This window comes from Nocardia cyriacigeorgica NBRC 100375 (assembly GCF_000308555.1).
GTDB lineage: Bacteria > Actinomycetota > Actinomycetes > Mycobacteriales > Mycobacteriaceae > Nocardia > Nocardia cyriacigeorgica.
The window spans coordinates 1-22,534 of the sequence record NZ_BAFY01000323.1; the positions used below are offsets into that span (position 1 = coordinate 1).

At 60.6% G+C, this 22,534-nt stretch carries 20 protein-coding genes and 1 pseudogene; 16 read left to right on the forward strand and 5 right to left on the reverse strand.

Annotation, left to right across the window (positions count from 1 at the left end; all coding sequences use genetic code 11):
• The 3 genes from RJ05_RS27495 to RJ05_RS27505 form a co-directional block, all read left to right on the forward strand.
• On the forward strand, window positions 1-844 hold an 844-nt coding region (locus RJ05_RS27495), incomplete at its 5' end, for an aldo/keto reductase (protein WP_036542637.1).
• Window positions 837-1,553, forward strand: coding sequence for an HIT family protein (locus tag RJ05_RS27500; RefSeq protein ID WP_036542639.1), 717 nt, complete (start codon window positions 837-839; stop codon window positions 1,551-1,553). The genes RJ05_RS27495 and RJ05_RS27500, both read left to right, overlap by 8 nt.
• 98 nt (window positions 1,554-1,651) lie before the next feature.
• Window positions 1,652-2,086: a DUF6968 family protein gene (locus RJ05_RS27505; protein WP_014349796.1), complete on the forward strand. Its 435-nt coding sequence runs from the start codon at window positions 1,652-1,654 to the stop codon at window positions 2,084-2,086.
• Between the two features lie 1,472 nt (window positions 2,087-3,558).
• On the opposite strand, the gene RJ05_RS27510 is transcribed toward RJ05_RS27505, so the two are convergent.
• Complete coding sequence (locus RJ05_RS27510) at window positions 3,559-4,566, reverse strand: AraC family transcriptional regulator (protein WP_036542684.1); 1,008 nt, start codon at window positions 4,564-4,566, stop codon at window positions 3,559-3,561.
• Window positions 4,567-4,697: 131 nt separating this feature from the next.
• Between RJ05_RS27510 and RJ05_RS27515 the strand changes: the two genes are divergently transcribed.
• The 3 genes from RJ05_RS27515 to RJ05_RS27525 are packed head-to-tail and all read left to right on the forward strand — an operon-like array spanning window position 4,698 to window position 7,629.
• The gene (locus tag RJ05_RS27515) at window positions 4,698-5,018 is read left to right on the forward strand and encodes a 2Fe-2S iron-sulfur cluster-binding protein (protein ID WP_036542641.1); all 321 of its coding nucleotides are present in this window, start codon (window positions 4,698-4,700) and stop codon (window positions 5,016-5,018) included.
• A gap of 23 nt (window positions 5,019-5,041) precedes the next feature.
• The gene (locus tag RJ05_RS27520; RefSeq protein WP_036542643.1) at window positions 5,042-6,430 is read left to right on the forward strand and encodes a cytochrome P450; all 1,389 of its coding nucleotides are present in this window, start codon (window positions 5,042-5,044) and stop codon (window positions 6,428-6,430) included.
• Window positions 6,427-7,629, forward strand: a complete 1,203-nt coding sequence (locus RJ05_RS27525; RefSeq protein WP_036542644.1) for an NAD(P)/FAD-dependent oxidoreductase — start codon at window positions 6,427-6,429, stop codon at window positions 7,627-7,629. Before RJ05_RS27520 ends, RJ05_RS27525 begins: the two co-directional genes overlap by 4 nt.
• Before the next feature lie 589 nt (window positions 7,630-8,218).
• Here the strand turns inward: RJ05_RS27525 and RJ05_RS32585 are convergent.
• Window positions 8,219-8,350, reverse strand: coding sequence for a hypothetical protein (locus RJ05_RS32585; protein ID WP_255220970.1), 132 nt, complete (start codon window positions 8,348-8,350; stop codon window positions 8,219-8,221).
• Between the two features lie 838 nt (window positions 8,351-9,188).
• Between RJ05_RS32585 and RJ05_RS27535 the strand changes: the two genes are divergently transcribed.
• The 10 genes from RJ05_RS27535 to RJ05_RS30420 all read left to right on the forward strand — a co-directional run bounded on the left by RJ05_RS27535 (window position 9,189) and on the right by RJ05_RS30420 (window position 18,734).
• Window positions 9,189-10,025 carry an MlaE family ABC transporter permease gene (locus tag RJ05_RS27535; protein ID WP_036542646.1) on the forward strand — a complete coding sequence of 279 codons (837 nt, stop codon included), beginning with the start codon at window positions 9,189-9,191 and terminating at the stop codon, window positions 10,023-10,025.
• The gene (locus RJ05_RS27540; protein ID WP_036542649.1) at window positions 10,026-10,892 is read left to right on the forward strand and encodes an MlaE family ABC transporter permease; all 867 of its coding nucleotides are present in this window, start codon (window positions 10,026-10,028) and stop codon (window positions 10,890-10,892) included. It begins immediately after the preceding gene.
• A gap of 6 nt (window positions 10,893-10,898) precedes the next feature.
• Entirely contained in the window at window positions 10,899-11,948 is a 1,050-nt protein-coding gene (locus RJ05_RS27545; RefSeq protein WP_081505339.1) for an MlaD family protein, read from the forward strand.
• On the forward strand, window positions 11,945-12,964 hold the full coding sequence (locus RJ05_RS27550; RefSeq protein WP_014349805.1) for an MlaD family protein: 1,020 nt from the start codon (window positions 11,945-11,947) through the stop codon (window positions 12,962-12,964). The genes RJ05_RS27545 and RJ05_RS27550 overlap by 4 nt, the downstream gene beginning before the upstream one ends.
• Window positions 12,965-13,029: 65 nt before the next feature.
• Window positions 13,030-13,992, forward strand: a complete 963-nt coding sequence (locus tag RJ05_RS27555) for an MlaD family protein (protein WP_048833144.1) — start codon at window positions 13,030-13,032, stop codon at window positions 13,990-13,992.
• 2 nt (window positions 13,993-13,994) lie between these two features.
• The gene (locus RJ05_RS27560; protein ID WP_138445784.1) at window positions 13,995-15,092 is read left to right on the forward strand and encodes an MlaD family protein; all 1,098 of its coding nucleotides are present in this window, start codon (window positions 13,995-13,997) and stop codon (window positions 15,090-15,092) included.
• 77 nt (window positions 15,093-15,169) lie between these two features.
• A complete protein-coding gene (locus tag RJ05_RS27565; RefSeq protein WP_036542657.1) occupies window positions 15,170-16,174 on the forward strand; it encodes an MlaD family protein in 1,005 nt (334 codons plus the stop codon).
• Entirely contained in the window at window positions 16,171-17,127 is a 957-nt protein-coding gene (locus tag RJ05_RS27570; protein ID WP_036542659.1) for an MlaD family protein, read from the forward strand. The genes RJ05_RS27565 and RJ05_RS27570 overlap by 4 nt, the downstream gene beginning before the upstream one ends.
• Before the next feature lie 32 nt (window positions 17,128-17,159).
• Entirely contained in the window at window positions 17,160-17,795 is a 636-nt protein-coding gene (locus tag RJ05_RS30415) for a hypothetical protein (RefSeq protein ID WP_178128354.1), read from the forward strand.
• A gap of 105 nt (window positions 17,796-17,900) precedes the next feature.
• Window positions 17,901-18,734 (forward strand): alpha/beta fold hydrolase, encoded by an 834-nt coding sequence (locus RJ05_RS30420; RefSeq protein ID WP_158430140.1) that lies wholly within the window; start codon window positions 17,901-17,903, stop codon window positions 18,732-18,734.
• Between the two features lie 527 nt (window positions 18,735-19,261).
• Here RJ05_RS30420 and RJ05_RS30425 read toward each other — a convergent pair.
• From RJ05_RS30425 to RJ05_RS32590, 3 genes and pseudogenes are all read right to left on the reverse strand, one after another.
• Window positions 19,262-20,318, reverse strand: a pseudogene (locus RJ05_RS30425) (integrase core domain-containing protein); the annotation flags it as partial.
• A 182-nt stretch (window positions 20,319-20,500) separates the two neighbouring features.
• Window positions 20,501-22,129 carry an MFS transporter gene (locus RJ05_RS27580; RefSeq protein WP_051016983.1) on the reverse strand — a complete coding sequence of 543 codons (1,629 nt, stop codon included), beginning with the start codon at window positions 22,127-22,129 and terminating at the stop codon, window positions 20,501-20,503.
• A 54-nt stretch (window positions 22,130-22,183) separates the two neighbouring features.
• Entirely contained in the window at window positions 22,184-22,519 is a 336-nt protein-coding gene (locus RJ05_RS32590) for a DUF4873 domain-containing protein (protein WP_014349813.1), read from the reverse strand.
• Window positions 22,520-22,534: the final 15 nt, after the last annotated feature.

The following is a 22,534-nucleotide window of genomic DNA, read 5'->3' on the forward strand; positions in this document are numbered from 1 at the left end:
GGTGCCCCGCGACGCCGTCGTGATCACCTCCAAGGTCGGATACTTCCGCGGAACGGCCGCACACGGCTATCAGCCCCTGCACATGCGCCACCAGCTCGAACAAACCCTGCACAACCTCGGCACCGACCACCTCGACATCTACTTCTTCCACCACCCCGACTTCGGCGGCAACGACACCTACCTCGACGCAGCAATCGACACCATGCGCAGATTCCGCGACCAAGGGCTCATCCGCGCGATCGGCATGCGCGGGCCACACCGGCACGCCCTTGACCGGCTCACCGGCGCCACCACCGGCAACAAATACCAGCGCTTCGTGCAACTGTTCAACAACATCGACCCAGACGTGCTGGCCGTCCGCGACAACCTGCTCACGCCCCAATCCCGGGCCGGAATCTTCCAACTCGCCGACCACCACAACTGCGGCGTCCTGATCACCAAACCCCTCGCCCAAGGCCTGCTCACCGGCAGCCACCACCCCACCCGGCCCCGCCAATTCGGACCCGGCGACCACCGATCCCGCAAACGCTGGTTCACACCGACGGCAGTCACGATCATCACCGACGGACTCGACCAACTCCGACGCCTCGCCGGCCCCGACCCCGCTGACCTGATCCGCATCGCTCTGTGGTCGTGCCTGCAACGCAGTGACAACGCCGCAGTCCTGGTCGGATTCACCAGAGCCGAACAGATCACCACCAACATGACCTGCCTCGGCGACCCGCCGCCTGCCCACACCATCGACACCGCGCGCCGCATCACGGCCGACGTTCAACAGCGGCTAGACGCCACTGGGCAGGTCTTCACCGACGAACCACAACCGAAAGACGCTCACCATGGATGACCGCCGTGCAATCTGCATCTCCTGCGCCGAAATCGAACGCCGCCCCGACTCCCACCTGCTGTGGGACCTCCTCGGCCGCGACATCGGCGAATCGTATCTACTTTACGAAAGCGAGAACTTCATCGTCGTCCCCGGCGCGGGCGCCCTCGTCCCCGGCTACACCCTCATCATCCCGCGCGAGCACATCCTGTCGCTCGGCTACCTCCCAGACCACCTCGACACCGAATTCGACACCCTCCTCACCGGTGTCAAAACCTGGCTCACCGCCGAATTCGGGGCAGAAGCCCATGTTTTCGAGCACGGCGCGAAGAACTTCCGGGAAAAAGGCGGCGCCTGCGCCGACCACGCCCACACCCAAGTCGCCCCGATCGGCACCACCGACATCTACCTCACCGCACTACAACGCGACTTCACCACCACCGAAACCAGCACCTACCTCGACGCCGCCCGCGATACCGTCGCCAGAGGGGACGGGCACCCCTACCTGTTCACCCACTCCGACACCCACGGCGGTGCCATCGCTATCGCCACCGGCGCCAAAAGCCAATACTTCCGCCGCCTCCTCGCCGCACAAATCAGCAAACCCGACGAATGGGACGGCGTACTCTTCCCCTTCCTCGACAACATGCGCGCAACCATCGACGCCGCACTGACACTGCCCAAATACCTGGAACCTGGCACAGAGTGCGGGAGCAGGAAACGGCGGTGACAGTGACAGTCATCTCGGCCACACCGCAGAGCGCCGTCATTTCGATTCAGCTCGCCGAATTTCGTGTTCGCGGTAGCGACTGATCATAGGATCGGGCCGTGCAGCTGCGAGAGTTCATCGGCCCGCCGATCGCCGAACGCGAGCTGACCAGAAATGGCGAGCGGGTTCTGGTCAAGTTCGCACTACCCGCTCAATTCGACGGCGGCAGTGGCTACGGGTGCTCGATCCGAATCGACGGCATCCCAGAACACACGACGGTGTACACGATCGGCGGAGTCGATTCGGAGCATGCGCTGATCCAGGCCCTCCAGTTCGCTGATCGCATCGTCTCCGACGCCGGTTGTCTGTGGAACGCCAGCTCCGATCTCGGACTCGTCCCACCGCGATTCGGCCACGACCTTCTCGCCTGCCTCCGCACGGAAGACGCCGGTGCGCAACGTGAACAGTCGACCGCGTCGGAGCGGCAGCAGTCGGAGAATGCACGGGCGACGGTGAGAACGACGCAATGGGCAGGCAACGATGAGCAACGATGACCAGGATGCTGGGTTCGAGTATGCCCAGCAGGATCCAGCCTTTCGCGACTGGCTGGCAGCCATGGACGCTCAGCGGCGGAGCGTCCGCCACGGCTGTTCCGTCGAACGATTGCGTTCTGGCGGGCTTCTTCGACAAGCGCCTGAAGCTCGAGAGAGGTTGGTTCGTCTATGCCGCGGTGCGGCCTCCGCTGCGCAAGCTTTCGCCAGTAGCGGAGGTAGGTCCGCCGCGCCTTCCGACACCGCTGCCTCGACCCGCTGTGTGTACTCGGCAAAGGTTGGAGTTCGACCATTCTCGTGTGGCGTTCGCAGCAGTGCTTCGGGCTGGACACCGACGCGAGCGAGAAGTGCCCGTGCGACCTCTAGATCATTGGTGGTCATGGCGCTGCCGACCGATCGCCAAGACCATCGGAGAGCGTGTCCTCGACAACTCCGGGTGGGATGACCGCGACAGTAGCGCACTCCGGCAATGGGATGAGTAGGACGCAATCTCCCGGGAGGATACCGAGGGCGCGGTGAATGGCGACGGGCAGGTGAATCTGCCCGAACGGCCCCACTGTGAAGCGGTCGTCGGACCGGTCGGTACTCCGAATGAGAATCACACCTCGGCTAACGGCGTATGTGATGGCATGACCAGCGCCCCAGCCCATCGCATTGAATGCGGAGCGGCCCGACACTCGCGCTCGGTCACTTACAACCGATGAGAAGAAGGAGAAGCTCGACGAAGCGGTTCGTGGGGCTGTCGCGTAGGCCCGTTGCGGGAGGGGCAGCCCAGACGGCGTGGAGCCAAGAACGGCAGTGAATTGATCGTGTCGAATCAGCATAGGACGCTCTGTTCAATCCTGTGTCTGCCAATTCTCCCGACTCCATGAAACCTGAGATTCAGAGATTACGCCACCCTGGCCTGAGGACGCCATCGTTCCGCTGGCCCGGCCACGCCGACCGTAGCGCCGACTGCGTGTCCGGGATACGTCTGCTCATGACACTGCGACCAGCACTACGACGGCCGCCGCGTACTTCCCTGTCAAGCACCCGGAATGGCAGGAGCCCGCGAGGGCGGACTCGGTAGTGCTCGGCACGGTGTCAACGTCATCAACGGCCTCGGTAAACCCAACTCCCACGCCCTGATGATCAAGGAGCCCCTCGTGCTGCCCCGGTACCTCTGGTCAGCGCAACAAGACGCGGATTCCGACCTGCTCGGACATTGTTTCCCTCTGAATCGCTGCTCACGGTGCTCCCGCAGTCAATCACCACGCGCCCCAACACAAGACCGATTCCGAGGTCTTCGACCCTGAACGGTTCGCGCCCGATCGACGACACAGGGGCGAGAGTCATCGGGCCTATTTGGTGAGATGTCGACACTCGGAACGAAGAATAAGCTCTCGCCCTACCAGCAGCGGACATCCGCCGAACAGTAGGCCTCGCCCGCACGTAGCCGCAGGCGAATCCTCCGAACTGCTCGGACAACTCGCGTGTCATGTACGCCGGAACTCGTTGGGAGAGCGGCCGGTCCATCGCTTGAAGGCGTGTGAGAAGTTGGCGAGGTCGCTGTATCCGAGATCCGTGGCGATCTCACTCACCGACATGGATCGGTCGAGTAGCCGCAGCATCGCACGTTCGCGCAGGACTGACTGGCACAACGCGCGAAAGGTGGTCCCCTCCTCGGCGAGGCGACGCTTGAGCGTGCTGGTGGACATCGACAGCTCGTGGGCGACCGACTGGCTACTTCTTCGTCCCGGATCTTTCTCCAACAGCCGTCGTACCTTCTCCGACAACGGTATGGCTCCGCTGCGCTGATCGAGAGTTCGTTGCAGATCGACGATTGCGAGTCGATACGCTACGGGATCGGTGAACCGGCAGACCTCGTTGAGCGTGGCGGCAGGGATATGGAGGAACGATGTCGGAGCGTCGAAGAACACGCGCCCGGCTAGCATATTTTCGTGACCGGTCGGGAAGGCTGGCGCCGACCAGCTCAGATGGAGTGATATGGTCCGTACTTCGTCGGCGAGCATGTCGAGCAGCCGCACTAGCGCCGACCCACTGTAGGTGACGACCAGGCAGTCCAGAGCCGGATCACGTGTGTGTCCGGTAAGCCCGACAGTGAGGCCGCGCTCACTTGGATGGAACTGTGGGCTGACCGCTGTCGAAATCAACGGCAGGTATGTGAGCAGCTCCACGATCTCGGCCACCGACCCTGCGCTCACCAGCGGGAAACTCAGCGGGCCGAAGGATGTCAGCTGGGCCTGTTCGGCGAACGCGAAGCCGAGCAGGGTTGCCTGGTCGGCATCGAGCTCGGGGTAGACCTCCCGAAACCAGCGCAGCGGGATCTGGACGTCATTCTTGATCAGGGCCGGCTCGTCGATTCCTTCGCGAACCATGATGTTGCGAAGTTGTGCGACGGTATCTGGGTCAAGCGCTTGGCTCTCGAGCAGCTGAACGAACACGAGCGGGGGGACACCGGCGTCGCCACGGTATGCCCCCATCATTTGATGTCTCCGTCATCTCGCTGAGCCGAATTCACAAGTTTCTGCCCCTGTCGAACATAGCCGTCGATCACCTCTTCGGCAAGACTTTTACCAGGTATTCACATCGAGGCTACGTATCAGGAGTTGCCATGGCAGTTGTCACCTTTGTCTCCCACGACGGAGAGAAGCATGAGGTGCCTCTCGAAGAGGGGCGCTCACTGATGCAAGTCGCGACAAACAATGCGGTTCCCGGCATCGACGGTGACTGCGGAGGCGAAGCCGCGTGCGGTACCTGCCATGTGATCGTCGATCCGCACTGGATCGAGCGGGTCGGCTTCTCCGGCCCTGAAGAGGAGGAGATGCTTGCGATGAACCCTGAGCGCCAGCAGACCTCTCGGCTGTCCTGCCAGATGATTGCCTCCGCGGACTGGGACGGTTTGACCGTCCAATTGCCTGAGTTCCAGATGTGACAACGAGAGACGGTTGAATCGTGATGAATATTCCTTCAGCAATCACCGCCAAGGTGCAGTCGACCATCCCGATGGATCTGCAGATCCAAGGCGCACATCTGTACGACAAGACGCGTCGCTGGGTTACCGGGACGAATGGGGAGAAGCTCTTCGTCGAGAAGCCCATCCCGCCTGTCGATGAGGTCGAGCTCGCCGACATCGATCTCAGCAACCCCTTCCTCTATCGTCAGGGGCGCTGGCAGGACTACTTCGAGCGGTTGCGCAACGAGGCTCCGGTCCACTATCAGCCCAACAGTCCGTTCGGTCCATTCTGGTCCGTCACGCGTCACGCCGACATAGTGGCCGTCGACAAGAACCATGAGGTCTTCTCCGCCGAGCCGTTCATTATCATCGGGGCGCCGCCGCGCTTCCTGGATGTCGAGATGTTCATCGCGATGGACCCACCACGCCATGACACGCAGCGGGCCGCGGTCCAGGGTGTTGTCGCACCGAAGAACTTGCGTGAGATGGAGGGTCTGATTCGATCGCGTGTCCAGGAAGTGCTGGACGACCTGCCCGTGAATCAGCCGTTCGACTGGGTACAGAACGTCTCGATCGAGTTGACCGCTCGAATGCTCGCGACCCTGCTGGACTTCCCGTACGAGCAGCGTCGCAAGCTCGTCTACTGGTCAGATCTCGCGACCTCGATGGAGCAAGCCAATGGCGGTCCCTCGGACCTTGACAAGATATTCCCCGGCATGCGCGATATGGCGCGCGGTCTCAGCGCTCTCTGGCACGACAAGGCGGCCCGGACAGCCGGCGGGGAGGAACCCGGCTTCGATCTGATCACCATGTTGCAGGGTAACGAGAACACCAAAAATCTGATCGACCGCCCGATGGAGTTCTTGGGCAACCTCTTGTTGCTGATCGTCGGTGGCAACGACACGACCCGGAACTCGATGAGCGGCGGTGTGCTTGCACTCAACCGCTTCCCTGACCAGTTCGATAAGCTGAAGGCGAACCCGGGCTTGATCCCCAATATGGTCTCGGAGATCATCCGGTGGCAAACTCCGCTGGCCTACATGCGCCGGATCGCCAAGGCAGACACAATTCTGAACGGCCAGTACATCCGCAAGGGCGACAAAGTGGTGATGTGGTATGCCTCGGGCAATCGCGACGAGCGCGTGTTCGAACGACCGGACGAGTTCATAATCGACCGGTCCAACGCCCGCAACCATATCGCTTTCGGCTTCGGCGTCCACCGCTGCATGGGCAACCGGCTGGCCGAGCTGCAGCTTCGGATCCTCTGGGAGGAGCTGCTTCCTCGCTTCGAGAATATCGAGGTCGTGGGGGAGCCCGAGTACGTGCAGTCCAACTTCGTGCGGGGCATCAGCAAGATGATGGTCCGCCTCACTCCGAAGGCAGACGTATGAGTCTACAGCGAGCTCTCATCGTCGGGGCCGGCCATGGTGGAGTCCAACTCGCGGCCAGTCTGCGCCAGGATGGGTGGACGGGCGAGGTCGTCCTCATCGGCGAGGAGCCGACTCTACCCTATCAACGCCCTCCGCTGTCGAAAGCCTATCTGGCCGGGAAGAGCACAATTGACGAGCTCGCGATCCGCAGCGCGGAATTCTATCGCAAGCAGGGAATCAAACTCGTGGATGCGACAGTAGAGGCGATCGATCGATCGGCTGGTCGCCTCGCACTGAGCACTGGCGACGCATTGCCCTATGACAAGCTCGCGCTGTGCACTGGTGCCCGCCCTCGTCGGCTCGCCACCTCGGGCGCCGATCTGGCAGGGGTCTACTACCTACGCACCACCGCCGATGTCGAGATGATCCGAGCCGCTGCCCGCCCCGGGCGGCGGGCCGTGATCGTCGGCGGCGGCTACATCGGACTGGAGACGGCCGCCTCCCTGCGAGCTTTGGGTCTTGAAGTCACCGTGCTCGAGGCGACCGAGCGCGTCCTCGAACGGGTCACTGCCCCGCAGGTCTCGGCGTTCTTCGACCGAATCCATCGGAACGAGGGCGTGAACATCCGCACGCACGCGCTGGTCGAGGCTGTGTCTGGCGACAGCCGGGTCCGAGAGGTAGTCCTGTCTTGTGGTGAAGCGATTCCCGCCGACCTCGTCATCGTCGGCATCGGCGTGGAGCCGAACACCGAGCTCGCGGCCGCCGCAGATCTGGTCGTCGACAACGGAGTCGTAATCGACGACCAGGCTCAGACCAGTGACCCCGATATCGTCGCGGCTGGGGACTGCGCCAGTCACCGGATGGCCCGTTACGGCCGCCGTATACGCCTGGAGTCGGTGCCGAGCGCCAGCGAGCAGGCCAAGGTCGCGGCCGCGACCATCAACGGGAAGTCCAGGAAGATAGCGGCGCTTCCGTGGTTCTGGTCGGATCAATACGATCTCAAGCTCCAGATCGCCGGCCTCAACACCGGATACGACGAAGTCGTCCTCAGCGGGGACCCAACCGGGGACCGCGACTTCACCTGCTTCTACCTCCGCGCCGGCGAGCTCGTTGCCGCCGACTGTATCAACCGCCCCCGCGACTTCGTATTCAGTAAGCGGGCAATCACGCAGCAACTCCACATCAACCGGGACGAACTGTTGCTCGCCGGCTCGGCCTGAGGCCACGGTCTGTTGGGTGATGGATACGCGGCAGTGCGTGGGGCGGTAGGCCAGCTCAGCGGTGGCTGACCCGCTCTCGCTTCGATGCACCGGTTTTACCCAACCCCCAGCCGATTGCGCGACGTTCAGTGCATAGCAGCCCGTCTCGTGTTCGGCCGATGGTTGCAGCCCCAGCAGTGCACGATTCGGGACTGAACCAGCCGACTCAGTCCTCGCTGAGGAGCTCGACGTCGTCGAGCCGGGTCAGCGGATCGCGCCGAAACAGGAATCGCTGGGGATCGCGTCGGTTGTGTGGAGCCGCATCGTGGTTGCTGCCAACGCGTTGGCGTAGGCGTCACCGACCGACCCGACCGACCGCCGGAGATCCGAGACCGCCAGTGCTTCCACGAGTTTCACTGCGGTGTATCGAGACCTCACATCGGAATGATGTATCGCTCCACCGACCGGAAGACCTTCGCGAGCCCGCAGAGCGACCGCGGGCCGGATCGCCTTCTCCGCAAACGTGGCGTCTTCGCTGGTCGAGCATTCCGAGCCGAGGACGCAGCCGGCGTAGGCATCGACGACGAACGCGGTAGACGAACATCGGTGATCAGGCGGATGTAGGTGAATCGGCCATGAGCCGCGTGTTCTGCGCCAGAACCCGAAACTGCCGGTCCGCCAGGTCGGTCGCTCTCGACGCGGCCTGGTTCGGTTTGGTCATGCCGACCTTCTTGCCGCGCACGATCAGCCACTGCTATCGCGGCCGCTAGTCGCACGAAGAAAGATGTTGCCGCTTCGCGGATTCCGATCGTTCCTCGGATTCCCTATTCGTGCGGTGCAGCTGGCAAATCTCCCTCGCTGCCTCCGTCGACACGCCTTCGGCGCCGCCGGTGTCGACCGCGGCGCGGCGCACCCAATTGCGCAGGGCTTACGGGTCGCTCCGAGCCTCGCAGAGACCGCTTTCATTCCGCCGAAATGCGTGGGCACCACACCCGGGCGGTTCATCTGCCGGAGCTGCCTGGTCGCGATCATTCCCGTCGATCAGGGCTTATGGGTGGACTGGCAATGCCGAAGCAGGCAGTGCGAAACGGCGCCACCCAGCGACGGAAGCGGAGCAAAGTGCAGCCGGAGTAGTGACCGAGGGAGTATCTTCGGTGGCCGATGCCTGCCAACCCGCCCCTGCACCACAACCGCACTTTCCTCGGCCGTAGATGGGCGAGACTGCTCATGTGGATGGTGTCGTCGCACGTCGCGGTTGCTATCGGCCGACTTTCGCCGGGGCGATATCGCTCGGTTGCCAGAGGGTCGCTCGCGCGTCCCGGGATCGATCGAAATCCTCTATTGACACTGCGTGAGCAGCACCACATACTCATACCCTGAGTATCTGGTACTTGCAGTAGTGCACAAGGAGGTGCCGTGAGCAGGGTGCGCTCGATAATGACCCGACGAGGTACGTCATACCGGCGAAGCCATTCCGATCATTCGGAGAACGAGCTATGCCGGATCGTCGACACTTTCCTAGCGGGCGCGCCAGTTGCGTTGCGGAGCGATACTCTTGGTTAGGACGGGAATCTGTGGTAATGCCTGAACGTAGCGCGCTATCGACGTCGACGAGGTTGCTCAGGGAAAACTTTTCCGAAACCGTAGTGTCGGCGCTCAGAACTTTTGGCCGGTCGACGCAGATGGCTTCTGAGTCGGCTGCGGGAGCAGTAAGCGATATCGTTCGTTTGAGATTCCAGTGGCGAGAGGCACTGAATCAAGCTTGGTATCTGATCACCGTTACTGCGATTCCGGCCATCCTGATGGCCGTGCCTTTCGGTGTCATCGTTTCCGTCCAGGTCGGAAACTTGATTCATCAAATCGGGGCGGACTCCCTGCTCGGTGCCGCTGGTGGATTGGGTGTGATCAAACAGGGCGCCCCCATGGCAACAGGGCTGCTGCTGGGTGCGGCCGGAGCGGCCGCAATCGCGGCGGATCTGGGTGCACGTAACATTCGCGAAGAAATCGATGCCATGCGAACGATGGGCATCAGCCCCTTGCACCGACTCGTTATTCCTCGGATGGTGGCGATGGTTTTCGTCGCGCCGATGCTCAATATCTTGATCATCTTCACGGGCGTGATAGCTGGATATGCGGTCGCAATCGGCCCCCAGGGAGTGACCCCCGGCAGCTACTGGGGAACGTTCGGCTCTTTCACCGTTGTCGCGGACATCGGTGTCTCGATAGCCAAGTCCGTGCTGTTCGGATTCATCGTGGTCGTGATCGCGTGCCAGCGGGGGCTGGAGGCAAAAGGCGGTCCGCGCGGAGTGGCGGATGGCGTGAACGCGGCTGTAGTTCTCTCCGTAGTTTCCATCGCCATCACGAACCTCATAATTACTCAGCTGGTGTCGATGTTCCTTCCGACGAGGCTGGCCTAGATGTCGGAGGTAAAGGTTACTCCACCTCGGCTGGCGAGGCTCAGGAGAAGAATAGCGCCGTTCGGAGCGCGCATCGCGCCCCTGGAGTCGATCGGTTTCGTACTCGCGTTCGTTTGGGAGGCGCTGTCCGCGATCCCGTTCACGATCAGGCGATATCGAGCCGAGACTATGCGCGTGATCACGGATATGACATGGGGCCAAGGGTCCATTATCGTCGGCGGTGGAACTGTGCCGATGCTGGTGGTACTCGGTCTGGTGATCGGAGGCTCGGTCGGTGTAGAGTCCTTCACCACTCTCAACCTGATCAGCATGGGGCCGGTGACCGGCATCGTTTCGGCCTTTGCCAATACACGGGAACTTGCACCGATTGCTGCGGGCGTCGGGTTCGCCGCACAAGCCGGATGCCGTATTACGGCCCAAATCGGCGCTATGCGGATCTCCGAGGAGATCGATGCACTCGAGTCGCTTGGACTGCGATCGATACCGTTCGTTGTGACCACCCGGGTCATCGCCGGGGCCGTGGCAATCATTCCGACATTCTTGATCGCCTTGATCCTGAGTTATGCCGCTTGTCGCGCGGTGATCGTGCAACTTCATGGCCAAGCCGCCGGTGTCTACGATCACTATTTTTATCAATTCATCAGCGGCTGGGATGTGACGGCCTCGGTGATAAAGGTTCTCGTATTCGGGACGGCTGTGATTCTTATCCATAGCTATCATGGGTTCTTCGCCGTTGGTGGGCCAGAAGGCGTCGGAATCGCATCTGGACGTGCTGTCCGAGCAAGCTTCGTGGCAATCATCGGTTTGGATATGGTGTTGACCCTCCTCCTGTGGGGCGTCAACTCCTCCATCGAATTTACGGGGTGAGAAACGATGTCTCGCTATGAAATGCCGGGTGTGTCGACATCGAAGCGGTCATCGGTCATGCTGGGTGTTCTCGCCGTGATCACAGTGATCGTAGTAGCCTTGACCTGGACTGTTGTGATGGCCCTACAGGATGATAATCGAATAGTGGTACTGCTGCGTACCGAGTCCATCGGCGACGGAATCACCGTCGGAACACCCGTTCGATTCGACGGTATCGAGATAGGTGATGTTTCGGCGATCGAATCGGACGATGGGGCGAAACAATTGATTCTCAGACTGGAAAGCGCCGAATCGGCAGGTCTCACGGACGGGCTGTTCGTCGACTACTCGCCATCGAACTTGTTCGGCATCAGTGAAATTGCGCTGAAACCAGGTGATGGTGGGGCTCCATTACGGGATGGCAGTATCGTCGATTTGACGGGGCCGCGAGCCGACCGGCAACGAGACGCAACGATGGGTGTTCTCATCCGCAGCGTAGCTCAAGCAACTGGAGACATTCTCGTCCCGGAATTGACCGAGATCCTGACACGGGGCGCGACAATAGCCCGGCAATTCACACCTCTCATGGAGGCAATCGTTGTATCCAGCCGGAACATTGCTGAAACCCAGACGATGCCGATATCGCAGCTGCTGGACCAATACGGTTCCATGCTAGTCGGGACTGCATCGATGATCGACGGTACGGTCGGCCTCATAAATCGGCTCACCACGATCGAGATCTTGAATACAGATCGTGAGCTGTTCGATTCGACAGTCAATACTGTAGGTCGGGAGTTCTTTCCTGGGCTGGCGGAAACTCTATTCGCGGCTCAGGGTCATCTGTCGGACTATGCGGCTATGCTCGCTCCGGTTCTGTCAACGGCCACTAAAATGGTACCTACCCCCGGCGCCTCGAGCATGCAGCTCACTGAACTCCTATCACGTCTAGACCGATCATTCACGTCGACTCCAGACGGTCCGATTCTGAACATCGAGTTGGTTCTCGATATGGTTCCAGCGTTCACCGCGTTCTTGCCGGGTCTTCCGCCGACATCCAACATCGGAGGTGGCCGATGACAAGACAGCGAAGTTTTCTGGCGACCAGCGCAAAACTTATCGTGTCTGCCGTCGTGATCACTGTGCTGCTCGCGATCATCGTTCAGACGGTGCAACGCCCCGTATCTGGAGACGTGGTAGAATTCTCGGCTGAATTCGTCGACGCGAACGGCCTCAAGGCCGGCGACGATGTCCGTATGGATGGTCTTCGAGTTGGCGAGGTACGATCGATTACCTTGGATGCCAGTGGTCGAGCGGTGGTTGGATTTGCGGTCCAGCGCAATCACCCGATCTACGAGAACACTGTGCTGGCGATTCGCTATCAGAACCTCGTAGGACAGCGATATCTCGATGTTCAACAATCATCGCCGACCACAGCGGAGTTGACGGCCGGACATAAGATCGATATTGCCAACACGATCCCGTCGTTCGACATTACGGATTTATTCAACGGCTTACAACCGGTACTCGCAGAGCTGTCGCCCGAAGCGGTGAACAAGTTCGCAGAGAACATGATCGCTGTCATCGAGGGAGACGGAGCGGGCGTCGGTTCCGTCCTCGACTCTATCGAAGCCTTGTCCAACTATGCGCTGGACAGGCAAGCGGTAGTCACCGTTCTGGTCGGAAATCTCAAAGAGATATCCGACCATATCGGTGGCCGATCCTCGCATCTCGTCCGACTTGTCTCGGAGCTGGCCTCGGTTGTGTCCACGTTGCGTAGCAAGGTGGATGGAATTGTCGAATTCGCCCTCATGGCACCAGACGTGATCGCGCCATTGAACGGCCTTCTTGAGGCCTTCGGCTTGACGGCCGGACCTAACGCCGATGCCGATGCCCTGTTGGGGGCAGTATTTCCGGACCCGGAACAGGCGGTCGAGGTGCTGCGGAAGCTGCCGGCCGTTCTCGAGACACTGAATGCGTGGGTTCCCGCCGATGGACCGGTCATCAATCGTAACTGCTCGAACGGCAACGCCGAAGTTCCGGCGCCGTTACATGTGTTGATCAGTGGGCAAAGGATCTCGATATGCGAGCGGTGATCAGTAAGCTATTCCGTGTTCGCGGGGGTACCGCGTTGCAGACGGTGAGTGCTCCCCTTCGAAGCATGGACCGAGAATTGCGCTGGGCTGCCGTCGGGGCCGCAGTGATGGGAGCGGTCTTGACGGCGAGCGTAGTAGTCTACGTAGTACCTTTCGACGAGTCCACATACTGGGCGGAAATGCCGGAAGTGGGCTCGGTCAAGGTTGGCGATGACGTCCGAATCGCGGGTGTGCCGGTTGGTGCGGTGAAGTCTATCGAGCTGAGCCGAAGGAACGTTCGAATGAGCTTCACCGTCGACAGCGACATCTTCATCGGTGACCAGACGAGTCTCGATATCCGTATGCTGACACTGATCGGCGGCCGCTACCTCGCGGTGACGCCGGCGGGGAATTCTGCGTTACACTCGTCCATTCCCGCCGAGAGGGTCCATCTTCCGTACAGCTTGGGTCGGACTTTTGAGGACGCGATTCGGCCGATCGATGATATCGATGGCGATACGTTGCGGCAGAATTTGACGAACATGAACGCTGCGATTGCCAGTGGACCGTCCGGCATTCGCCGAGCAACAGAGGCATTCGGATCTCTGGTCGACATCCTCGACCGCCAGAACCGTGACATTTCGGACACGCTCGCGATGGCGGACGAGTATCTCGGCGCGATCAACGAGTCGAAGGCGACACTCGGCGGAATGATCGACAGCGTCAATCTGATGGAGACAGTGGGCCTCGACAAAAAGGCCGAGATCTACGAAGCCGTCCGGCTGATGGACGAGCTTCTCGCGCGTATCGCGGGCCTCGAGCCGGCGTATCGATCCAGGTTGCAATCCGTTGCGCGAGCCCTGGCCGACGTCATCCCTGAGCTGGAACGTCTGGGTGAAGAAATGGGACAGGTTGTCACGAATACGCGCGACCTACTGGCGCGGCTCCAGCCGATCGCGTCGTCGAAGGATGGGCTCGTGGTCGACCAATCCGCGACAGTTGTCCAGGTACCGTCGGTGTGTATTCCGGTCCCCGGAAAGGAGTGCTGACGATGAATAAGCTCTTGGCGTCCCGGGGTCTCATGTCCGTTCTCGGTGTCGCGGTCGTATGTGCAATTCTGATCGTCGGATACTTCGTGATCATCGAGCCTCCCAAGAGGATGCGTAGCTATTGCGCGAATATGCCGGATGCAATCGGCTTGTACGCCGGGAACCATGTCACCATGCGAGGGGTCAGAGTCGGCTCGGTGACGCGTATCGAACCTCATGGTGACATGGTCCGTGTCGAATTCGAGGTAGAGGTAAGCCATTCGCCCCGCGGTCAGGTGTCAGCTACCACGGTATCCGACACAATCGTCGCGGACCGATCGCTTGCATTACTCGATGACAGCGAAGCCGAGCATGAATGGGATTCTGGACAGTGCATTACCCGTACACTGACGCCAAAGAGCATGTCGCAGACTATGAATGCGCTGGGCAACCTCGCTGCAGAGATCACCGATGGAAATGATTCGACACAGCGTGAAAGGCTTGCGGATGAGCTCGCGGCCTTAGATGCCGCATTATCCGGAACAGGACCTGAAATGAATGATACGATCCTCAAGTTGGGTCGTGCTCTCAATTCCCCCAATGCTGCTATCGGGCATATCGGTGCGCTCATCGACTCACTGCGATCATTATCGGACAGCATGGCCGGCGGATGGGGCGATATCAAGGCCATGATCACGCGTCTGGCTCCAGGTCTCGAAGTGATCGATCATGGCATCTTTGAGCGCACCGTGTCGATTATCGATTCGTTGCGGATCATTGTGCCATGGTTGAACGAGATTACTTCAATGTTTGGTGACCAAATTCTCGAAGCGCTGAACGCGACAGTCCCATTAGCGCGTCTCGCCCGTGCAAATATCGGCTCATTACAAGAAATAATCGACCTGACGCCACCGCTGGTGCAGGCTTTTCAGAGGGCGACGGCGCAGGAGGGTGGTTCACCGATCCTGACTTACGCGGCGCCTCAGCTGCCGCCGGCGGACGCAGAGCGGGTATGCGCGGCCATCGAGCGTGTCGTGCCAGGTAGCTGCAAGTCCGCTGAGAACGGGTTGGAGAAAGTTTCGGTTCTTCCGTTGATATTCGGGACGGCAGGTGCGCGGTGATGGTTCTGCGACGAGTCGTATGGGCGCGATCTGCTCGTGAGCGTGGTGGTCGGTTCATCGCTGCGGCCGCGGTGGCAATGGTGTGCATAGTTCCCGGATGTGGATTCGATCCCGCGGAGGTTCCCGTTCCGGGGACCGGAATTTCTGGAGACCGGTACGGTATCCGGATTCTGTTCGCTGACGCCTTGAATCTGCCAGCGCGAGCGAAGGTTACAGTCGATGGTCTGCGAGCAGGGGTCGTGCGCGATGTGTCACTGGTCGACGCGGGCAAGGACCACGACGGGTATGTTGCCGTCGATGTCGACCTGATGGCGTCGGTTCGATTGCCGGTCGGCACCACCGCTGAACTCCGCCAGCCGACGATACTTGGCGATGTCTCCATCGCGCTGATGACTCCGCCGACCGGCACGCAGGATGCCCTTCCCCCGGGGGCCACCATCGGATTGGACAAGACGAAGCCGCTGCTGCAGGTTGAGGACACCATGAACGTACTCGCGACCTTCGTCCAAGGAGGAGGGATTCAACAGGCTCAGGAGATAATGAACCGCGTGAACGGGGTGCTGCCGATGGACACTCGGCAGACTGCTTCGATATCCGAGGTAGTCGGTGCGGATATCATTGACCTGGCCAACCACCTGGATGCCGTCGACGCAATGCTGAACGGTCTGCGCGCGAACACGGACGTGGTGCAGCGTCGAACCCCTGAATTGGAGTATTTGCTGACGGAGTCGGGGGTGAGTCAGGCCGCTGCTTCGATGACTTCCATGATCGGGTTGATCACGTTGTACGACGGATTCAAATTGCTCACAGAATCTCTCCGGTGGGTCGGCCCCCTGGCGCAATCGGGCAATGAGGCCGCACGTGCCTTCGTGCCGCTATTGTTCACTCGCCGCCCGCTTGATCTGAACGCCCCCTCGAATTTGAACAAAGCCGTGGCCATTTTGCGCGAAAAGGTTATTCCGTTTGTTGAGCGCGGTCCGAAGGTTAATATTGTAGGCATTGAAGGCGTCGGCCCCATATCGGACGACGATCGGATAGACAGTATTCTTGCGTCGCTGCGGATGATCGGAGTGGTTCGATGAAGTCGAGTTCCGTGCTATCCCTGGTGTCGATCGGAATCGTGCTGGTTTTGGGCACCGCATACCTAGCATTCGGTGTGCTTCGAGTTGATTGGTTTTCTGGCAGGACTGTTGTGACCATGGCTCTGCCGAGGACCGGGAGTTTGCTACCCGGTTCCCCGGTCCTGTTGAGAGGAGTGAAGGTAGGAGAGATCGACTCTATCGACAAGGCCGAGCGTGGTGTCGAATTGGTGCTGGGTCTCGATCCCAAGTACAGGGTTCCTGCGACCGGCAGCGCTACTGTTGAGGACCTTTCGGGGTTGGGGGAGCCCTATATCGAGTTCGTACCGGATACTGATGCCGGGCCCTACCTGGCCGACGGTCAGCGTATCGACGCGGTTGAAGTGGTTCTACCCCGCTCGATACCTGATGTGGCGCATACTGTCACCCATCTGGTCGAGCAACTGAACCCACAGGCGATCAGCAATATCGTCAAGACCTTGGATCAGACGTTGTCGGGAACGGAAGCCGTGATGCCGCGTCTGGCGGCATCGACAACGCTGCTTTCGGAAACGATTCTGAGTAGGTCACCCGAAATCCGTAGTATCTTGACGAATTTGCAAACAATGGGTGCTGATATGGAGTGGGCCGAGGAGTCGATGACCGCCGCCGGCCCTCTGTGGGAGGAAGCCGGAGCGTGGGGCGCACTCATCGCGGACTCTCTGGCGCGACTGTCTCGAATCGGCAATATGCCCGGTGACTATATCGAAGGAAACGGACTTATTCCCTTCCTTGATAAAGTGACGTCTTACATCAATGAGATCGGCCCCGATCTTCGTGATCTGGTCCCGGCGGTACAGCCACTGGCGGAAAGCGCGTCGAACTCCATGGCGCAAATCAACATAAGCGACCTGATAGATCGTGCACTCAGTGTCACGGGGGACGGTGCTTTGCGAATGCGGATCGCCGTCAAATAGATGTGAAAGAACGAGAGACACCGGAGCTGATTATGCCCACAGAAGATTCTCATGATACTGACCGCGAAGCTGCGGAAGAAAAGCCGGTTGACGCGGGTGTGCCTCGGACGTCGGTCAAGGGTGGCTCGAGCGCACGCGGGTCGGAGAGGTCGTTCTCGATAAGCCTGCGTTCTCTGGCCTTGGGAACCGCAGTAGCCCTCCTTGTTGTCGCGGTGGCCGTTTCGATTCCGTTGTGGCTCTCGGCTAGGAGCGAGTTGAAAGATCGGGACGCTGTCGTAGCCGCGGAGAAGCGCGCCGAAGAAGTAGCGTCTGAGTATGCAGTCGGAGCCTCGAATATCGACTATCAGAATTTCGACCAGTGGGTTCGTGGTTTGAAGTCCAACGTCTCGCCCGTTCTTGCAAACAAGTTCGATGCCACTGCTCCGCAGCTGAAAGAAATTGTGCTGCCACTGAAGTGGAGTTCTAGTGGAGTTCCCATCGCGGCGACAGTGCGCTCCGAACGATCGGGTGTCTATGTCGTCAATGTGTTCCTGAATGTGACATCGAAGAGTGCGCAGATACCGGAGGGTGCGCAAACGACTGTTACCTATACCGTAACAGTTGACAAGAATCTGGATTGGAAGGTAACAGATGTCGGTGGTGTCGACTCGGCACTCCCGGCCAAATAGTCACCGGGGTTTTTCGACGTTGAGGAGCTTGGAATAATGACTTCGATTTCCAGCGCGGGTGTTCCCTGCCGCCGACTCGCTCTCACACGGGACGACGGTCCGACATTGCAGATCACCGAATGGGGCTCGCAGACCCCGCGAGTGACTATGGTCTTGACCCATGGACTCGCGTTGTCGCACGAGAGTTGGGAGGACGTTGCTCAGCTTGTGATCGCTGCGGACCCGACTATTCGCGTCGTCACCTACGACCATCGGGGACACGGGGATTCGGAGTCGGCTCCGGCCAGCCTCGAGATTCTTGCGGACGATCTTGCGACTATTCTTTCGGAAACTGTGCCTACGGGTCCGGTCGTATTGGGTGGTCATTCGATGGGAGGGATGACTCTCATGGCCTTGGCTGAACGTCACAGTGAGGTGCTCGGACCGAGAATCCTCGGCGTCGCGTTGGTGTCGACAGGGGCGGGCGATATTCTGGGAAATATGCTGCGCAGCAAATTCTGGCGAAGGCTGATAATGCTGGGTCTGGAGGCGCTACCCTATATCAGGATTCCTTCCCGGCCGCTTTTCCTGATGCGGCAGTCGACACGAGGCATCCTATTCGGAGCGCGTCCTCGTCGGCACGATATGAACCGTGCTGTGCTGCAGCTCGCGAAGAGCAATTCTCGCAATGTCGCGGAGCTGACCCGTTCGATACTTTCTCACAAACGTTACGGCGTGCTGGGCAGATTCAGCTGTCGCGTCGTCGTGCTGGTCGGGTCTCGTGACCGCCTGACCCCCGTTCATCACTCGCGTGCGCTTCGGCATCGTATTCCCGGGAGTCATTTGGTCATCTTCGAAAAGGCTGGGCACTACCTGCCCTACGAACGCAGCGGTGAGGTGGCCGTCCATCTCCTCGGATTGACTCGGGAAGCGCGCATTCGCGAAGCAACCGTCGCATAGCGGCATTAACATTCGTCATGCGCTGAGGGTAACGATAGGCGAATAGTTCGCTATCAGAGCTTGATATCGGTCCGGGAACCGCGGAACGCCCTTTCTCAACAGCCGGATGATGACTGTTAGGGTAGTGGGTGCAGCCGCAGCGCGCTTGGGCCGATGTCGTATAGTCCAGCGCCGGCTGCCGGTGCCGCTAGTTATGGTCGGCTTTGAAGCCACCGATTTCAATGCGGGTTCCAGCTGGCTGTTTCAGCGGTTGCGGCCCGGCGCGCGGGTTCGCAACCTTGTTGTCGAACGTCTCGGCGAAGCTGTTGTTCAAGGTTGTGCCCGGCGGCAGGTACCGAGGTACAGAACATGCTGGTCACCATCATCGGTCCGCCGCCCCGGTTCTAGGTTGGACAACGGTCGGGAGATGATTTCGGTTGCCCTGCAACCAGTTCTGCGCCGACCGGGTCGGAGTATCCTGAGCGGTGACGGGACCCGGTAGTCGGTCCGCCGCGTGTGAGAACCAGTTGTAGGGGATGCAGGGTTGTAGCGTATCCGGCTGGGGCGTTGCAGCCCAGGCCGGAATCTCTTCGGCGGTGATTGTATTCTTCCTTCCAGTCGCTGATCACGACGCGGGCTTGGGCCAACGACCAGAAGCTGTTGATGTTGGGGCATTCGTCGCGTCGGCGGCGGCTGAACCATTCAATGTAGCCGTTGCGGCAGGGTCGGCTAGTGTGACGAACGCTGAGCAGACCCGTTCCGCCGCCCAGTCGCCTGGCACGCGAAATTGGTCTGTTGCCGCAGCGCAGGGCGGCGGGGTAGCTGCGATCGACAGCGATTCGTTGATGAGTCCGTCGGCGGTGATCGATCGTTCCACCAGCCGGCCCAAGCATTCGCGGGTGTGTTTCATCGACGATGGAGACGATCTGGACTGGGCGTGCGTCGTCGCTGGCATCGAATCGGAAGTCCACTGCCCATACACGGTTGGGTGCCCTTTGCCTCCGTCGTGGTGGTGGTATCCAGGCGTTTCGGCGCCGCAGCGGCCCTCGTAATCCCTCGTCGCGCCAGAGGCGTTGGATTTTCTTGTGATTGACTGTCCAGCACTCGCCGCGGGCGCTGTGGTAGGCGCGGCGGAATCCTTGCCGTGGATGGGTTTCGTCCAGGCACGCAGCCATTCACGCAAAGCCGCATCGGGATGTGCGTTGGTGTCGGTGGTTCGAACGCGCCGTTGTGTACTTCGATGTTCGCCGGTAACCGGCAGGCGAACCTTTCGCGGACCCCGAGCACCCGCACCAGGTGCGCCACGGCCGCCCGCCGGCGTTCCGGGTCTAGAAGGTTCCCTTGGCGATCTCGTTCAATGCAGCTTTCTCTAGCTTCGCCTCGCCGAGAAGACTTTTCAGAGTGGAGTGTTCGCGTTCGGGGCCCTTCAACCGTTTGCCGTCGCCGGCCTTCAGCCCGCCGAACTGGTTGCGCCACCGTTAGTAGGTGGCCATGGTGATCTGCAGTGACGGCGACTTCCTTATTCTCGCCCAGCAGGTGGACGGCCTTGCTCAGCTTGCGCACGGCCTGTGGAGGTGTGTGCCCTTTTCGTGTCGCCATAGTCATCGAGCGTTCCTGCCCACTACGTGGGCGGCAATGCTCTCACAGCCGCCGGACCAAATGTCATCGGGTCAGGTCAGACGAATTCGCAAAGCGCGCACCACTTGAACCTACCTATCCTCGATGATCAGACACTGCCCATTCGACCTACGGGCCGCTATGCGATGCATGGGGGACAACGCAACTGACTATGGATCGAGTGTTCGCCGCAGTGGTGCCATCGATCGGTCATTGGCGTGGGCATCCGATCGACTGGTTCGAGCGGCGTGTGTAGGCCAGGGGAGGTGACGTCGGCGGATACCGCTTTCGGCGGCTTTTCGTGGAGGGGAAAGTGGGACGAGGATCAGAACCCCGGCTGTGGTGATCGCTGCCAGCGCGAGCGCCGAATGTTCCACCCCACTCCAAAAGGCATCCTTCGCATAGTCGGCGAGAGGCCTTCCTACATTACCGGCACGCTCAGCGACTTCGAGGGCACCGGCCAGGGAACTGCGGACCGGAGCGCGCGCAGGCTCGGGAAGGCGGTCCAGCACTTCGTTGATCCTCGAGGTATAGCTCGCGGACAAAATGCTACCGGAGACGGCAATGCCGATGGCCGCGCCGACTTCGCGAGTCGCGTCGTTGACCGCAGCGGATACCCCGTGCTTCTCCAACGGTGTGTCGAGCATGATCGCGTTGGTCGCGGGGGCGGCCGACAAGCCCAGCCCGGCGCTCATGATCAACAGGGGCCAGAGAACGTCGAAGTACGACGAACCGGTGTCGAGGCGAAGGATGGCGAGTAAGCCGACAGCGATGGTCAGAAGACCGGTCGCTGTCGTCACCCGCAATCCCGCCCATGCAGCGATTGCCGGCGACACGAGTGACATCACGATGAGCGGAACGACCATCGGCGCCAGCGCCAGCGCCGAGCCGAGGGCATCGAACCCGAGGATGAGCTGGAAGTGCTGTACCAGTAGGTACATCACACCGAAAGTCACGAGGAACTGGATCGTTATCGATAGCGCGCCGCTCGAGAAGCCCCGGCGGCGGAACAGGCTCACGTCCAGTAGCGGGTGCTCGGCACGCACCTCCGTGAGGATAAATGCCACGGTACCGACTACTCCCGCCGCACCTGCGACAAGAACACGGACATCCGTCCAGCCGCGCGACGGACCCTCGATGACCGCGAACACCGATGTGCCGATGGCGAGCATGACCCAGAACATGCCGAGAAGATCGAACGGCGGGAGTTCGGCGTCCTGTGAATCAGGCACGGTGAAGGCCAGAACCAGCAGTAGTAGTGCGACGACGGTCAGACCGACGAAGATCGAATGCCACGACCACTGGGTAAGAAGCAGACCGGATCCCACCATGCCGATCACGCCACCCGAGCCGGCGATCCCGGCCCAGACTCCGACCGCGTACGACCGCTTCTCCACTGGGAGGTTGCTTGTCAGAAGCGAGAGGGTCGCCGGCATGACGAAAGCTGCTCCTGCGCCCGCCAAGGCCCGGGAGGCAATGAGTGCCGCAGGAGTATCGAGAAATACAGGCACAACTGAAGCGGCCGCGAAGACCGCCAGGCCGACGATTAGAACGCGTCGGCGCCCATACCGATCGCCGATCGCGCCAGCGGGCAAAACCAAGCAGGCTAGGACCAGCGTGTATCCGTCGACGATCCAAGTGAGAGCATTTTGATCTGCGCCGATGTCGAGCGCAAGGGCAGGCAGAGCGGTGTACAGCGCTGCCATGGCCGCAACAACCAATGCTACTGCGGCACAGGTTATCGCCAGCGTCCAAGCCGCGGAGTTGCGGTCGCGAAGCCGGTCTCCAAAGCTGATCATGTCGGTATCCTGGTCCCTTCGGGGCGTCGTCGGCATTCGCGTAGGTCCTACGGCTCAGCTTTGCGTAGCTTCTACTTCCTCCAGCGTCGTCGGCACGTGATAGGGCGGTCGTCCTCTGCCCTGAACTCGATAGCGGCCCCAGAAGTCACGATCGCCGATGGTCGCCGGCGCCTCGCCCGTACTGGTCCGGATCAGCACGGAACGTCGGCGTCCCCCTAACAGATTGTCGAGTTCGTCGTTCTGGCGGATGCGCCCGTACCAGCTGAAGCGGCCGTCGATGGGTTGGAAATAGCCGCGCAGTTCGACTTGCACCTCGACGTCGTCGGTTGCGATCACCACTGTGGCCGGCCCGATGTAGTCAGAGGCATCGTGCGGACTCTGAGACTTCACTGTGAACTCCTCCGT

Coding starts and splice junctions, on each gene's coding strand:
- RJ05_RS27500 (WP_036542639.1), top strand. CDS start 837: ATGGATGACCGCCGTGCAATCTGCATCTCCTGCGCCGAAATCGAACGC.
- RJ05_RS27510 (WP_036542684.1), bottom strand. CDS start 4,566: ATGGGGGCATACCGTGGCGACGCCGGTGTCCCCCCGCTCGTGTTCGTT.
- RJ05_RS27515 (WP_036542641.1), top strand. CDS start 4,698: ATGGCAGTTGTCACCTTTGTCTCCCACGACGGAGAGAAGCATGAGGTG.
- RJ05_RS27520 (WP_036542643.1), top strand. CDS start 5,042: ATGAATATTCCTTCAGCAATCACCGCCAAGGTGCAGTCGACCATCCCG.
- RJ05_RS27525 (WP_036542644.1), top strand. CDS start 6,427: ATGAGTCTACAGCGAGCTCTCATCGTCGGGGCCGGCCATGGTGGAGTC.
- RJ05_RS27535 (WP_036542646.1), top strand. CDS start 9,189: ATGCCTGAACGTAGCGCGCTATCGACGTCGACGAGGTTGCTCAGGGAA.
- RJ05_RS27540 (WP_036542649.1), top strand. CDS start 10,026: ATGTCGGAGGTAAAGGTTACTCCACCTCGGCTGGCGAGGCTCAGGAGA.
- RJ05_RS27545 (WP_081505339.1), top strand. CDS start 10,899: ATGTCTCGCTATGAAATGCCGGGTGTGTCGACATCGAAGCGGTCATCG.
- RJ05_RS27550 (WP_014349805.1), top strand. CDS start 11,945: ATGACAAGACAGCGAAGTTTTCTGGCGACCAGCGCAAAACTTATCGTG.
- RJ05_RS27555 (WP_048833144.1), top strand. CDS start 13,030: ATGGACCGAGAATTGCGCTGGGCTGCCGTCGGGGCCGCAGTGATGGGA.
- RJ05_RS27560 (WP_138445784.1), top strand. CDS start 13,995: ATGAATAAGCTCTTGGCGTCCCGGGGTCTCATGTCCGTTCTCGGTGTC.
- RJ05_RS27565 (WP_036542657.1), top strand. CDS start 15,170: ATGGTGTGCATAGTTCCCGGATGTGGATTCGATCCCGCGGAGGTTCCC.
- RJ05_RS27570 (WP_036542659.1), top strand. CDS start 16,171: ATGAAGTCGAGTTCCGTGCTATCCCTGGTGTCGATCGGAATCGTGCTG.
- RJ05_RS30415 (WP_178128354.1), top strand. CDS start 17,160: ATGCCCACAGAAGATTCTCATGATACTGACCGCGAAGCTGCGGAAGAA.
- RJ05_RS27580 (WP_051016983.1), bottom strand. CDS start 22,129: ATGATCAGCTTTGGAGACCGGCTTCGCGACCGCAACTCCGCGGCTTGG.